Source organism: Blautia sp. 210820-DFI.6.14 (assembly GCF_020558815.1).
GTDB lineage: Bacteria > Bacillota > Clostridia > Lachnospirales > Lachnospiraceae > Blautia_A > Blautia_A obeum.
Genome location: NZ_JAJCKS010000005.1, coordinates 12,043 through 26,210, shown reverse-complemented (window position 1 = coordinate 26,210; position 14,168 = coordinate 12,043). Strand labels below are relative to the sequence as shown.

General features: G+C 36.8%; 12 protein-coding genes. 7 read left to right on the top strand and 5 right to left on the bottom strand.

Going from position 1 to position 14,168, the window contains the following annotated elements; translation table 11 throughout:
- Positions 1 to 40 precede the first annotated feature (40 nt).
- The 6 genes from LI112_RS05945 (at position 41) to LI112_RS05920 (ending at position 7,042) form a co-directional block, all read left to right on the top strand.
- Positions 41 to 4,024 (top strand): VaFE repeat-containing surface-anchored protein, encoded by a 3,984-nt coding sequence (locus tag LI112_RS05945; protein WP_118064635.1) that lies wholly within the window; start codon positions 41 to 43, stop codon positions 4,022 to 4,024.
- Positions 4,025 to 4,500: 476 nt separating this feature from the next.
- Positions 4,501 to 4,770 carry a hypothetical protein gene (locus LI112_RS05940; protein WP_005340350.1) on the top strand — a complete coding sequence of 90 codons (270 nt, stop codon included), beginning with the start codon at positions 4,501 to 4,503 and terminating at the stop codon, positions 4,768 to 4,770.
- A gap of 123 nt (positions 4,771 to 4,893) precedes the next feature.
- Positions 4,894 to 5,304 (top strand): zinc-finger-containing protein, encoded by a 411-nt coding sequence (locus LI112_RS05935; RefSeq protein WP_004223692.1) that lies wholly within the window; start codon positions 4,894 to 4,896, stop codon positions 5,302 to 5,304.
- 14 nt (positions 5,305 to 5,318) lie between these two features.
- Entirely contained in the window at positions 5,319 to 5,888 is a 570-nt protein-coding gene (locus LI112_RS05930; protein ID WP_054337558.1) for a sigma-70 family RNA polymerase sigma factor, read from the top strand.
- A gap of 13 nt (positions 5,889 to 5,901) precedes the next feature.
- A complete protein-coding gene (locus LI112_RS05925) occupies positions 5,902 to 6,588 on the top strand; it encodes a hypothetical protein (RefSeq protein ID WP_004223695.1) in 687 nt (228 codons plus the stop codon).
- Between the two features lie 13 nt (positions 6,589 to 6,601).
- Entirely contained in the window at positions 6,602 to 7,042 is a 441-nt protein-coding gene (locus LI112_RS05920) for a hypothetical protein (protein WP_025580278.1), read from the top strand.
- 277 nt (positions 7,043 to 7,319) lie between these two features.
- Here LI112_RS05920 and LI112_RS05915 read toward each other — a convergent pair whose 3' ends face one another.
- The 5 genes from LI112_RS05915 to LI112_RS05895 all read right to left on the bottom strand — a co-directional run bounded on the left by LI112_RS05915 (position 7,320) and on the right by LI112_RS05895 (position 13,092).
- Positions 7,320 to 8,201 (bottom strand): sensor histidine kinase KdpD, encoded by an 882-nt coding sequence (locus LI112_RS05915; protein WP_227190351.1) that lies wholly within the window; start codon positions 8,199 to 8,201, stop codon positions 7,320 to 7,322.
- A gap of 13 nt (positions 8,202 to 8,214) precedes the next feature.
- Entirely contained in the window at positions 8,215 to 9,816 is a 1,602-nt protein-coding gene (locus LI112_RS05910; protein WP_117457428.1) for an ABC transporter ATP-binding protein, read from the bottom strand.
- A 19-nt stretch (positions 9,817 to 9,835) separates the two neighbouring features.
- Positions 9,836 to 11,086, bottom strand: coding sequence for a radical SAM protein (locus LI112_RS05905; RefSeq protein WP_025580532.1), 1,251 nt, complete (start codon positions 11,084 to 11,086; stop codon positions 9,836 to 9,838).
- A 280-nt stretch (positions 11,087 to 11,366) separates the two neighbouring features.
- Positions 11,367 to 12,176 (bottom strand): ABC transporter permease subunit, encoded by an 810-nt coding sequence (locus LI112_RS05900; protein WP_054337552.1) that lies wholly within the window; start codon positions 12,174 to 12,176, stop codon positions 11,367 to 11,369.
- Entirely contained in the window at positions 12,163 to 13,092 is a 930-nt protein-coding gene (locus tag LI112_RS05895; RefSeq protein WP_015526838.1) for an ABC transporter ATP-binding protein, read from the bottom strand. The genes LI112_RS05900 and LI112_RS05895 overlap by 14 nt, the downstream gene beginning before the upstream one ends.
- Positions 13,093 to 13,313: 221 nt before the next feature.
- Here LI112_RS05895 and LI112_RS05890 point away from each other — a divergent pair, with 221 nt between their 5' ends.
- Positions 13,314 to 13,988, top strand: a complete 675-nt coding sequence (locus tag LI112_RS05890) for a response regulator transcription factor (protein ID WP_227190350.1) — start codon at positions 13,314 to 13,316, stop codon at positions 13,986 to 13,988.
- The last annotated feature ends 180 nt before the right edge of the window (positions 13,989 to 14,168 follow it).

Below are 14,168 nucleotides of genomic sequence, written 5' to 3'. Positions count from 1 at the left end.
CGAATATGGCTGCTTTTCTTTTTAACAAAGGAGGAGATTTATGTTAAAACCAGCAAAACAACCTCATATCCGGCTAACCGCCCTTTTTCTTTGTGTCACGATGTTTCTTAGCACACTCTTTTTCAATGCCCATACCGCTTATGCTGCAGATGGAACCATTGATTATACGGCAGGAGCCAAAATTCCATACGGGGACTATTATACTTCCCGCATGAGTTTTGATGGTAATAATACGGCTTATTGCGTTGAACCATTAAAGAAAACACCTGCTTCCGGACAATATCCTTATAATCTTTTAGGAAAGGATTCCCCACTTAGAAAAGCACTCTACTATGTCAATGGTGGATACGGCTACGAAAAGCTCATAAAAGATCAATATTTCCAAGGATGGTCCGATGACAACTCTTATGTCATTGGTCATCTGGTCGTTTCCTATATCCACGCTGGAAATAACGGGGACACCGGTGCCTTCCATGGCGCACCTCAAAATTATATTGACAAAGCATTGGAAGTTGCCAACGCCATTGAAGGGCTTCCTGCCCCACCAGAATCCTTCCGTGCTTTTATCGTTCCTGGCGATGCTTCCCAAACTTTTGCAGGAAGCTGGTATCAGGTTCCAAACGGCTTTATCGAACTGCAGAAATCCTCTGCCAATACCGATATTTCCGATAAAAATGGCAATTACTCTTTAGAAGGAGCCAAATACGGAATCTACAAAGGGGAAGAACTGGTAGAAACTCTTGTTACCGATAAAAAAGGATATGCAAAATCCAAAGAACTGGCAGAAGGAAGTTACACCGTTAAAGAAATCAGTGCCCCAGAAGGATTTGCTATAGATACTTCCGCCCATAATGTTACGGTAAAAGCAGAAGGAACATCTACCGTAAAAGTAAAGGATATTCCTCAAAATAATCCCGTAAAACTGCTCCTTAAAAAGCTGGATGCTGACACACAGCAAAATTCTGCACAGGGAACCGGCTCTCTCGCCAATGCCGAATTTACAATAAAATTCTATACAGAGCAGTCAGCTACCGATCCCGGAGCAAATGGTAAGAAACCGGTTCGCACCTGGATATTGAAAACAGATGCCTCTGGAGAAATCCATTTTACAAAAGATTATTTGGTATCCGGGGATGAATTTTTCTATGCCAGTGATGGAAAGACCGTCTGCTTCCCACTGGGTACAGTAACCGTACAGGAAACCAAAGCCCCTGCCGGCTATCTTCCAAACGAATCTGTTTTCGTGCAGCAAATCACCAGTACCGGTACGGAAGAAACTATCTCTATTTATAACGCTTCTTCTGTCGAAGAACAGGTCTTCCGAGGCGGCGTCAAAATTCAGAAGCGGGATCTGGAAACTCAGGGAACACAAGCACAAGGAACCGCATCTCTTGCAGATGCCGAATTTACCATTACCACTCTGAACAAACAGCCAGTATGGGTAGGTGGAAAGCTCTATGAAAATGGTCAGGCAGTGCTTACAATCAAATCGGATACACATGGTATTGCTGCAAGTGCCGCTGATGCCCTGCCCCTTGGACATTACCGGATAGAAGAAACCAAAGCGCCTTCCGGATACCTAACCGATGGTGCAAAGGCTCTTGAATTTGACATCACCCAAAATGGAGAAATCGTAGATTTAACAACAGAAGAGACTTCTGTTTCTAACCAGATTATCCGTGGCGGTGTCAAAATCCAAAAACGGGATCTGGAAACAGGAGAAGCCAAACCACAGGGAAATGCTTCTTTAAAGGATGCAGAATTTACAATCACCAATCTTGGTCCAAATCCTGTTCTTGTGGATGGAACCCTTTACGAAAAAGATCAAGTAGTTCTCACTTTGAAGACAGATGAAAAGGGGCTTGCTTCCACCAAAAAAGATACGCTCCCTTATGGTCATTACCGGGTTGATGAGACAAAAGCACCGGAAGGTTATTTGAACGAGGGCAAACTCTCTCAGGAGTTTCATATCACAGAAAATGGGAAAATTTTGGATTTAACTGCAAAAGAAACAGCGATTTCCAATCAGGTAATCCGTGGCGATTTAGAATTCGTAAAGGTCTCTGACGGAGATTTAAACCGGCTGGCAAATGTCCCATTTTCCATTACCTCCAAAACTACAGGAGAAAGTCATACCATTGTAACAGACAAAAATGGCTATGCCAGTACTTCCTCAGAATGGAATAAGCACACTACAAATACCAATCGTGGGGAAACTTCTGAAGACGGAATCTGGTTTGGCGCTTCTAAACCTGATGATGCCAAAGGAGCCCTGATTTATGATACCTATATTTTGGAAGAACAACGCTGCGATTCCAATGAAGGTATGAACCTCTTAAAAATTGAGGTCTCTGTATACAAAAATCACGTAGTCGTGGATATGGGAACTTTAACGGATGATCAGATTACCATTGGAACTACTGCCCTTGACAAAGACAGCAACTCCCACTTTGCCAAACCAGAAGAAAAAATCACTCTGGTTGATACCGTAGAATACGAAGGCTTAAAGAAGGGACAGTCTTATAAGCTCATCGGTACACTGATGGATCAGGAATCCGGAAAGCCAATTGAAATAGATGGAAAACCTGTCACAGCAGAAACCACCTTCAAACCAAAAAAATCTTCTGGTTCTGCAAAAGTGACCTTTACGTTCAATGCCTCTTCTCTGAAGGGCAAAACAATCGTAGTATTTGAGGAACTGTACCAGGAGGATTTAAAACTGGCTGTTCATGCGGACATTACAGATCAGGATCAGACTATCTATTTCCCAGAAATCGGGACCACTGCAAAAGATAAGGAAACAGATATGAATCTTTCCCAAGCAGATAAAGAAGTTACCCTTGTAGATACGGTAGCTTACAAAAATCTTCTGCCCGGCGAAGAATATGTTATGACTGGAACCCTTATGGATAAAGAAACCGGAAAACCTGTCGAAATAGATAAGAAAGAGGTTACTGCCGAAACCACATTTACTCCTAAAGAATCCTCTGGAACGGTAGATGTGATTTTTTCTTTTGATGGGACCTCCCTTGCCGGAAAAACCGTAGTTGTTTTTGAATCTGCTACTTATGACGGCAAAGAATTTGCAACACACGCAGATCTTGAAGATAATGGGCAGACCATCTACTTCCCAGAAATCGCTACTACTGCAAAAGATAAAGCAGACGGAGATCATTTTACCAAAACCGATAAAGAGATTACCATCGTTGACACGGTTAAATATAGTAACCTAATTCCAGGAAAAGAGTATGCACTTACCGGTATCTTGATGGACAAAGAGACAAAAGAGCCTCTTCAGGCAGATGGTAAACCGATTACTGCCACTACGACCTTTACTCCTGAAGATGCCTCTGGCAGTATTGAACTTACCTTTACATTTGATGGCAGCATCCTGTCCGGCAAAACAATTGTTGTCTTTGAGTCTTTAACGTATCAGGAAAAAGAGATTGCTGTTCACGCCGATATAGAAGACCATGAACAGTCTATCTACTTCCCAGGAATTGGAACTACTGCGAAGGACAAAGCGGATGGGGATCAGGAAGCCGTTGCTACGAAAGAAGTAACCATCATTGACACCGTATCCTACCAAAATCTGATTCCGGATACTCCATACAAACTGGTCGGCACACTGATGGACAAAACAACCCAAAAGGAAGTTATGATTGATGGAAAACCTGTCACGGCAGAAACAGAATTTACACCAAAGGATTCCAATGGTTCTGTCGAAGTCATCTTCACTTTTGATGGAAGCACATTGGCTGGACATGATGTAGTCGTTTTTGAAAAACTTTTTTCCCTTGAAGGAGAAACAGCACTTGAAATTGCTTCCCATGAGGATCTGGACGATAAAGGACAGACGATAAAACTTACGGAAGCTCCAAAAGACACACCTGAACCTTCCAAACCAGTCAAGACCGGAGATGAAACAACCGTTCTTCCTTATCTTTTACTGGCAGGTGCCGCACTCCTCTTTGCTGCAGGATTTGGTATCTTATATATCCGTAAGCGGAAAAAAGATAAGTAACTATCAATAGATATGCTCACAGGCAGCTTATTACGGCTGCCTGCTATAAAGGTGATGAATATGGAACAATCTCGTTGTAATGCCGATGCCAAACACATCCGGCATTTTTTAGATATTTGTGATGGAAATTGGCATTCCTGTATTTATGTTCGCTGTGTTTCCTGTAAAACCCCAGGTTATTGTAATGGCCCACACTTCTTATATCATCCAGATGAAAACGGCAGTCCATGTGTCCTGCCCATGGCAGATGCCCGTATGCTCTTCTCCCGCATACCGGAACCAACGGAATGTCTATCCGCCATAACACTGGAACAATTTCAGTCTTTATATGGACTCTACTTTGCAAAAGAAGCATTGACCGATAAGCCATGTCCTTGTTTTGCTTTACTGCGGCACCAGGAAGCATCTCATTATCACTGGTAAAAGGTTGCACTTTTGGCACTTTCTGCGTACAGGATAAGAAAGGAGGCGATTTTATGTTGAATTTCACTGCTATGATTCAAGGAATCGATACAATATTTACGAACTTTATTTTTATTCCTGCACTTTTAATCCTGTACCTGAAGTTTCGTCCGAGAAAGCCCTGGAACAAACGCACCAGAAATCTGTATCGGCTATGTATAGCTCTGATTTCTGTTTATGTCATCCGGATTTTCTGTGCAGGGTTCATCTTTACACCAGTAAATTACTCACGTTTTGCAGACAGCGGTTTCTTTCCGCTTATCAAGGCACTGTTCTATTCTTAGATTTTCTGCCATTTTGTGCCATTTAGTCCGAATCTGGGAGTAGTTTCTATGCCCATCCTATGGGAATTCATCACCTGCTTTCTTACAATATACGTATAAAACACGTAAGCGAGGTGAATCTTTATGAAACAGAAACAAATCCGCTGCCCATACTGCGGCAGCATCGCAATTTTAAGGGATGCGTCCTATGTATATGGAAATAAAGCGAAAGATGGAAAACTCTATGTGTGCAGTCACTTCCCACAGTGTAATTCTTATGTAGGAGTTCATCCTGGCACTACCAATGCCAAAGGAAAACTGGCAAACAAAGAGCTTCGGCAAAAAAGGATCCAAGCACACCGGGTGTTTGACCAGATATGGCTAAACCACATCTTTACGAAATCGGAGGCTTACCGCTGGATTGCTGATAAATTCTGTCTGACTGCCAAGGAAGCACACATCGGAGAATTTAGCACTTATATGTGTGATCAACTAATTCTGGAATCCATGAAGATTCTGGAGAATAACCATATCCCTCTCAGGGCCATTGGTTGAAAGGGGGGATATGTATGATCATCCCGATGACAGATGATGAACGCCGATTGACAGAGGAGTACTTATATTTGGTACCTGAAATGGTAAAAAAATTGACTACTCGTTGTGCTTATGTCTCATACGATGAGCAGCAAGACCTTCTGCAAGCCGGAAACTTAGCTTTATGCAAAGCCGCCATGAACTATGACAACACCCGTCCCTTTGCAGTTTACGCCAGAGTTGCCATACGAAATGCCATTTACAGTTATTGGAGAAAACTGCAAAAAGAACGAAAATACACCTGTTCCATGTATGCATCTTCCGAATTTGACATGGAACCCCTGCTTGTAGACCAAAAAACCGAACTATGGCAGGAACAATGTATGAACCAGGAACCCATTTATAAGCACCTGCAGTCCTTAGAAGCGAGAAGCTGCAATACACTAAGAAAAGGAATACATGCCCTGCTCCTGCAGCAAAAAGGATATACCAACCAAGAAATTTCCAAACATTATGGTGTCCCAATGAATCATGTCCGGGCATGGCAAAGCAAAGCCCGGAAATACTTACAGCAGGATACCAAATTATATACTCTTTTATCTTGAAGGGAGAACGATTATGCTGACACTTTATACTGCAGTCGGAATCCTACGATTCCAGGATTCCATAAAGGAACATAAAACACCGACTGTTATCAATAACCGGCAGGAATACGGACTGACAGAAGAAGAATTCTTTCTGTGGAGCAGCCTCGCATTTCAAATCCGACAGATCCATGAATTGCAGTCTGCTTTTTCCGAACGCTTGAAAAAACATCACCGTTCGGAAAATATCCCCATTGAACCTTACCTGAATCGGCTGCTGCTTCGAGGACTGGTTGTAAAAGGGGATGGTTTAACTGGTGTGGATGCCCTGTACCGCCTCTTAGGAGAACTTTATATCAGCCCATTGCAGGACAGTTTTTCAGTACGGCTTTTTACCTGCATCTATCTCTGCATGAAGAAAAAACTGCACACAAAGGAACTGATCCATTATCTAAAAAAGCCGGCACGGACTGCTATAGAGGACACGGTACTCCAAATAGCAAAAAAAGTACAGATTTCTACGGCAGAGCTTGTAACCTGTGTAGAACAGGGCATCCATCCACAAAATACAGAGCAACTTTTGACGCAGCTCTATGAAACCTCGGATGCAACATTCCGTACCCTGGCACAGGATATCCAATTCACCCATGCCGGTTATCCTGTACTGGAAGCCATCAGTAATTTGTACCTCAATAAACAGATTGCATTTGAAAAATTATAGGAAGGAGCAAATTATGCCAAAACCATTTCTTAATAAGCTGATTGTCCATGGGGCAATCGGCTTTTTCTGTGTCCTATTTGGATGTATTTACGGATTTATAACAGACGACCAGATATTTCTCCTTATGAGTCTTTGCATCGGTGTTGGAACTGCCATACGAATTGTGAGTCTGCTACATACCATCAAGATGCATGACTATACCGAATTAACTGGAACCTGTACAAAACGTGAAGTCAGCCCACTTACCAAGAAACAGAAAATTATTTTCCGTTCCACTGACCAGAAAGAATATCACTTTACATTCGATAAAAATATCCGCCTTTTATCTGGACATTATTATCGCCTATATTTCCGGAATGTAGCAAACCTTTCGGGTGAAGAAAAGGTTACTCCAGATTTACTTGCGTATGAGGAATTATCCCTAAATGAAGATGTTTCCCCGAAGAACTCTTAGATTTCTTCTCTAAATACAATAGAAGTGGATATGCCACTTTCACATACCCACTTCTATTATGCTTTATAAGTTTTCCTTCTGCCGTCCCAGTGAAATGACAAAAACCACTCCGAACTACCACGTATTCTGTCTCAAGGATGACAGCATAACAGCAATCGCAGGGAATAATAATCTATTGTATTCCAGAAGACTCTTCAAAAAATGGACAGTGCTTTCACTTTCAGGGTTTCAAAATGCAGTAACAATATCTTTTATTTTTCTACTGTGACCAATTTTTTCATATTAAGGGCAACTTTATACTGACAGTGAAAATTCCCGCTTCATAATTCACTTGAATATCACCACTTATTTGTATTACTAGCTTTCTAGTAGCATACAATCCGATACCACTGCTTTTTATCCTTGCTTCATCTTTTGTGTAAAACAAATCAAATATAGATTTTAATTCTTCATCACTAATATAATCAGAAGGATTGCTTATTTGTATATGACAATACTCGGATTCTCCCCACATGTAAAACATTATATCACCAGTACTATACTTTAAAGCATTATCTATTAAATTACATAAAATTCTAATTAATATTTTCTCTTGAGCAAGTATCCAAATGTTTCCATGTGGCAGTCTAATATCTAATTGTTCTGAGGCACGTTTTGAATTTTGAATATATTCCTTTAACAAAGAAGTGACTACCTCTGTAATATTGACTGATTTCATATCAACTTCGCTCTCTATTGCTTCACTCCAAAACAATAAATATAAATCGTCTACTAATTTTTTTAAATAATCCGCCTTTTTTTCAATATGTTCTATATAGCTATTAACAGGTTCATTCACATTTTTTTCTAATCTAATTAACTGCAAGTAACCAATAATAACAGTTAATGGAGTACGTAAATCGTGTGATAAATTTGCTACCATCTTTTTAAAATTTTTATCCTGTTTTTTTAGCTGATGTTCTTTTCGTTCATCTTCTTTAATTCGCTTGTTGATACTAAGTGCAAGGTTCTCAATATCTTTATCAAATACATTGACCGAGTAGATATGCTCATTATGTTCTATCCATTCTATAATTCTTCTAATTTCCCTCTTCAGATGAAAAATGTATAATATGCCTAATAATATAAACACTCCTGTTATTAAAAAGACAACTAGCAAACTTCATATCTCCTTATAATATTAGAATCTCATCACATGTATTCAAGATTGCATTATCATGTGAAACAATAATAATTATTTTATGATTTTTAATTTGATCGATCAACTGTAAAAATTGTTTTTTTCCACTCTCATCCATAGCTGAGGTAGGCTCATCAAAAATCATTACCTGACCGTCTTGCACTACTTGGCGAATAATTGCAATTTTTTGCTTTTCTCCACCGGAAATATTACTTGACTTTTCATTAATTTGCAAATCCCAATTATCTCTTTTCAAAATACTATCACCAAAGCAATCAACGGCTCTCTGTATACATTTTACATCAAGCTTTCGATATAAAGCAATATTATTATATATTGTATCTGCTATTAAAGTCGGCTCCTGTTCTGTTACACTGATTACATGTTCTCTTATATAATCCATATCTAAATTTCTCATTTCTGTATCGTTCCATATTATATTCCCTTGATATTCATCTACATACATACCCATTAAAATTTTAATAAGTGTACTTTTCCCACATCCGTTTTCTCCTTTCAATCCATAAACTTTCCCCTTTTTTAAGTTTGTAGAAAAACTTTTTATGGTTTCTTTCTGGTCATATGCAAAATTCAAATCCTGAATTCTAATTTGTTTGATTTCATTAAGTCTTATACACCCCTTAGACTGCTCCTTAATTTCTAAAATAGATTTTATACGTTCAAAGGATACATAAGCCTCTTGGTATTCTTGACCGTATGCCACTATTTCTTTTCCATATTCCAAAATCATATTAAAATATACTGAAATCATATAGAAATATCCTATTTGCATATCTCCAGTAAGTATCTTTTTTCCTCCAATCCAAAGTAAAATGCATACAGATATTGCCCCTACAATCCCTTCAAGATTTGCAAATGCCTGGATAGTCGCTTGTTGTTTAAATATAGATCGATATAATTTTTGATATGATGCTACTAACCTATTTGAAAAAAATGAATCCATACTATGTATTTTTATAAACTCTATTTTTTCTAATTGTTCCTGCAGTCTGGAGAAGAAATTGGATTTCTCCTCTTTCATTCCATAACTGCAATTATAAATACGCTTTTTGAAGCCAATATATATAAAAAAATAAAGTGCTAATAAAAACATTGTAACTATAAAAGCAATCGAATCCATTTTCCAAATCATAAATAAGATTATACCCGCTGAAAAAACTGAAAATATCAATTCAGTCAAGGAGCTGATGAAAAAAATAAGTACATCATTCGCATCATTGTTTATCCTTTGAGATAAGTACGATAAATCAGTTCTGCCAATTACGAGTGGCGAAACTTTTTTTAAATGATTTACAATTTCGAAATTTAATGAAAATGCTGCATTAGTCTGTATCCTTATATAAAGTATTTTATTGACATAGCAGACAATTTCCTTACCAACATACAATAACAGTAATAAAAATATGAATTTTAACATTGCTGAATATGTTGTTTCCACATTAAACATATTAATAAATTGTCCCATAGCAGCCGGTATAAATGTATTTAACCCGCACAGTATAATACCCAACAAAAAATATATCCCATATTCTATTTTATATTGAAAAACATATTTACTGCAAAATTTTATCATTCCAATTCTCCCTGCTATTTCATTGAGCCATTTCTTTCATCAGCTCCAACATCTCTTCTGCATTCCATTTTACTGAAGAACAAATCTTATTTTTATAAGCAGCACACCCACCATAACATACTGGAAAAAATGAACAATCTTTACATTCTTGATCCTTTACGACATCATAGGAAAGCCATTCTACAAATTTATTTGTAAGTTTGATTCCTTTTTCCAAATTACCGATACTTCGTTCACTATATCCAATATCATTCCAACATTTATACAACGCTCCATCTGGACCTATCACAAATGAATTTAAGCTAATTGCTCCACATACACCATAATTGCTCGGCTTAACACCTTGGTACATAAAGCCTCTCTTAATCCCTTCTTTATAAAACGCAATCTCTTCTTTTGCGTACTGTGGTCGTTCCATACATATATGATTATTACATACTCCATTAATATCATCTACTGGTGCTAAATAATAACCAACTCTACCTTTTAAACCATATCTTTCTAGCCAATCAAATATTTCTGTTGCTTCGTTTATATTTGTCTTGTCAACATTAATTCTTATCGAAATATTCAAAATATCCGCACATTCTCTTATATTGTCCAATATATGTTCGAAGGTAGGCTGATGATTATGGAGAATCCTTCTACTATCATGGGCTTGTTTTGAACCATCTAAAGTAACTTGAATATAGTGGATGTCCATGTCTTTTAATTTTTCAGCTACTCTTCTAGTCAATTTATAACCATTTGTGACCATATCCGCATTATATTTGCAACCAAGTGGCAAAACAGACTTTATCTTTTTGGTTAATTTTTCAATAGTTTCAATTGCCAATAATGGCTCCCCTCCATACCAAGATACCGTTAATTCATGTATATGCTGATATTTTTCTTTGAGCTGCGATGTTAATTGATCCTGAACAGTCTCAGACATAGTAATATATTCTCTCCCTTTTTCATAGCAATAGGGACAACAAAAATTACATGCCATAGTTGGGGCAATAGTTAATGTAAGATTTGAATCCGCAAACCTTTCTATTTTATTTCTTATAAGCAATTCTGCAAATTCATCTTTATCATCTTCAACTAGCATACCACCCTCTAATAATGCTGACTCTAAATCAGGCTTTGAACATTTTTTCCCTTCTTTCATTTCATAATATGATTTTTCATAATCAGTATCTAATTCCAGTATTGCAGATGTGACCGTATTGTAAATCAAACAACTTTTATCTTCTTTTTTCTCTATATTGTATCTTGATAATTTCATTATTATATCCTCTTTTCTTAATCTCTTGTTTTCACAGTGTTCTTTGCAATAATGAAAATGTGCCCAGCATATTGCTGAGCACATTTTCCTTTACTGACTACAAATATCTTTAGTAACGAATTACACATGTAGCCTTTTTAGATCCACAACCTTTATCATTGTAAACCCAGCAGATTCTTGTACTTTTGTCCTCTGATGCTTTGTTAATCCACTTCATTGCAATATCCTCCTGTAAAATATTTATTTATTTCAAAGTAGTAAGAGCTACTTGAAACACAAATTAAAGTTCTTGACGTTTCAATGCAAAATGCATTAAAACTATCCCCACCAGGCACGCACCCATACCATACATAATAGTTCCAACAACAATCCCATTTGTCATCCGATATCCACAAATATTATACATATAAGTGGTCGGGTTCATAACACAAAATGCTTTAAGAAGCACTGATTGATTTTGAAAATTCTCATATACCATAGGATAAGTAATCGCACCTGCAAAGAAATATACACATGATAAAGCTGCCACAATTCCTGTATTCTTTACTAAAACCGTAATCAAAACCGCCACAGCTTCCATTCCAATCATAGCTATCATATTTAAGGTAACCATTCCGATAAAAATCAAAAATTCCTCACCTTTATAATGAAAACCATACTTCCATGCTAATCCTAAGCCTAATGCAGTTTCCACAATATAATAGAGAATAAAAAAGTGAACATTTATCACCAGTAATTTACTTAAAAATAATTTGGTTCGATTTATCCCATATACGACAGAAGCTCTTATTGTTCCTTGATGAAATTCTGCAGATACCATTGTCGTAATATAGACAATTAATCCAATCCAAGAAAAAAAATTAATTGATAATGCAAATCTTGCGATTTCTGCAGCTTTTACATTATTCATGTCGTCTATGTAGCAAATCCAACCAATGCTATCTATATTTCTATAATCACCAAAAGTCATAAACAATGTATCATTTCCCACAACGAACGGTATAAAAAAAATAAATGCCATAAATACTAAAACCCACTTCGAGGCTCGCGAATATTTCATTTTATAGTACTCTGCTTTAAGCTGTCTCATTCGATTTCACCTCCGATAATAGATTTGTGTAATACTCTTCTAAGTCTTCTCCTTCATATCCTATTTTTTCTACACCAACTCCTCCATATACTAATTCTTTTGTTATATCAGAAATATTTTTATTATAACCAAATACCTTAATCACATTTCTTAAATAAACTTTTATTTGACTTTCTGGATACCTCTCATCTAAAATACAACTAGCCTTTTCCACATTGTCTACTTCGATATGAACATGACGACGACATTTCTCATCTAATTCTTTATCTGTAATCTGTTGTAACATTTTTCCATGATGTATAAATCCATATACAGTTGCAAGTTGATGTAACTCTGGCAAAATATGACTGGATATAAGTATCGTTGTACCATCTTCTTCATTCATATTCTTTAAGACTTCTCGCACATATTTAATTTTGGTTGGATCTAAGCCATTTATTGGTTCATCTAAAATTAGCAACTGTGGGCGACCAAGCAATGCAATTGCAATTCCTAATCGCTGTTTCATCCCTAAAGAAAAAGCCTTCACTCTTTTATTTCCAGCGTCCTTTAAATCCATTATTTCCAGAACTTCATCAATACTACTTTTTCCTGGAATTCCTCGTTGAGTACGCTGGATTTCCAAATTTTGGCGTGCTGTCATGTCCATATACAAAGCTGGATTTTCAATTAAACATCCTATCTTATTTCTTTCATCTTCAAGATTTTTTTTACCAAATAAACTTATCTCACCTGAAGTCGGCTTTGTTAGTCCTGTAATAACTTTCATCAGGCTACTTTTTCCTGCACCATTTTCTCCAACCAGTCCATATATCTCGCCCGCTTTTATCGTAAGATTTACCTGATTAAGTACCATATTTTTTCCGTATGCTTTACAAATATCTTTTGCTTCCAATATTTTTTCGGGTTCTTTCATTCTAATCACTTCCCTCGTTTCTTAAATCCTATAATGATAATGATAATGTCTAATTCTAACATTTCTCTTAAATCAGTTCTTAAATTTCCATAAAATTATAAATTTATCTTTATATTTTCCCACTCGCCTATGAAACCTTCAAATTATTTAAAACAGTAACTTGTATGAAATTACAAATCATGTTAGTATTTTTACCATACCTATTACCAAAGGAGTTTATTATGATTGATATATTATTAGTAGAAGATGATAAAGAAATTTGCTTTATTCTTACAGAATTATTAAAAAGAAACCATTACAATGTTTCAGCATATCACAATGGGATAGAAGCAATTGAAGCTCTTTCCTCTAAAAAATATGATTTAATGTTATTAGATTTGATGCTTCCCGATTTGCCTGGTGAAAAAATACTATTTCACCTAAAAAAACACAACAATTCTATTCCAGTTATTGTTATATCTGCCAAAAATCAGCCTGAGATTCGTATAAACCTTCTCCGATCCGGTGCAGATGATTATATAACTAAACCTTTTTATCATGAAGAAGTTCTCGCACGAATAGAAAGTGTTTTGCGCCGTTGCAGCGAAAGTCCCCAAACGGAATATTCCTTTAAAGATATTCGCATAAATGTGGATGATCACAAAGTACTTGTAAATAACACAGAGCTTACTCTGACTACTACCGAATATAACCTCTTACAGCTACTAATCAAACATCCAAAACAGACTTTTACAAAGGAATCTTTATATCAACTTATTTGGGGAAAAGATTATATTTCAGATGATAATACTCTCAATGTCCATATAAGCAACCTAAGAAAAAAACTAGAGCCTATAGGAAACCAAGCCCCTTATATCGATACTGTATGGGGAATAGGTTATAAATTACACCATTAGAATAAATTCACGCAAAAAATACCATTACAAAGATTAATCTGTAACGGTATTTTTTACCCTATTCACTTTTTTCATACTTTCAAACAACTAGGTATACCCTCAACAATTTTTTCAGGCACAAACACTTCATTAACTATCACATACGTCCAAGCACCATCTGAGTTATCCGTAGTTTTAGAC

Excerpts from the sequence above, each read along its gene's own strand:
- LI112_RS05945 (WP_118064635.1), top strand. The coding sequence starts at position 41 with ATGTTAAAACCAGCAAAACAACCTCATATCCGGCTAACCGCCCTTTTT.
- LI112_RS05940 (WP_005340350.1), top strand. The coding sequence starts at position 4,501 with ATGTTGAATTTCACTGCTATGATTCAAGGAATCGATACAATATTTACG.
- LI112_RS05935 (WP_004223692.1), top strand. The coding sequence starts at position 4,894 with ATGAAACAGAAACAAATCCGCTGCCCATACTGCGGCAGCATCGCAATT.
- LI112_RS05930 (WP_054337558.1), top strand. The coding sequence starts at position 5,319 with ATGATCATCCCGATGACAGATGATGAACGCCGATTGACAGAGGAGTAC.
- LI112_RS05925 (WP_004223695.1), top strand. The coding sequence starts at position 5,902 with ATGCTGACACTTTATACTGCAGTCGGAATCCTACGATTCCAGGATTCC.
- LI112_RS05920 (WP_025580278.1), top strand. The coding sequence starts at position 6,602 with ATGCCAAAACCATTTCTTAATAAGCTGATTGTCCATGGGGCAATCGGC.
- LI112_RS05910 (WP_117457428.1), bottom strand. The coding sequence starts at position 9,816 with ATGATAAAATTTTGCAGTAAATATGTTTTTCAATATAAAATAGAATAT.
- LI112_RS05905 (WP_025580532.1), bottom strand. The coding sequence starts at position 11,086 with ATGAAATTATCAAGATACAATATAGAGAAAAAAGAAGATAAAAGTTGT.
- LI112_RS05900 (WP_054337552.1), bottom strand. The coding sequence starts at position 12,176 with ATGAGACAGCTTAAAGCAGAGTACTATAAAATGAAATATTCGCGAGCC.
- LI112_RS05895 (WP_015526838.1), bottom strand. The coding sequence starts at position 13,092 with ATGAAAGAACCCGAAAAAATATTGGAAGCAAAAGATATTTGTAAAGCA.
- LI112_RS05890 (WP_227190350.1), top strand. The coding sequence starts at position 13,314 with ATGATTGATATATTATTAGTAGAAGATGATAAAGAAATTTGCTTTATT.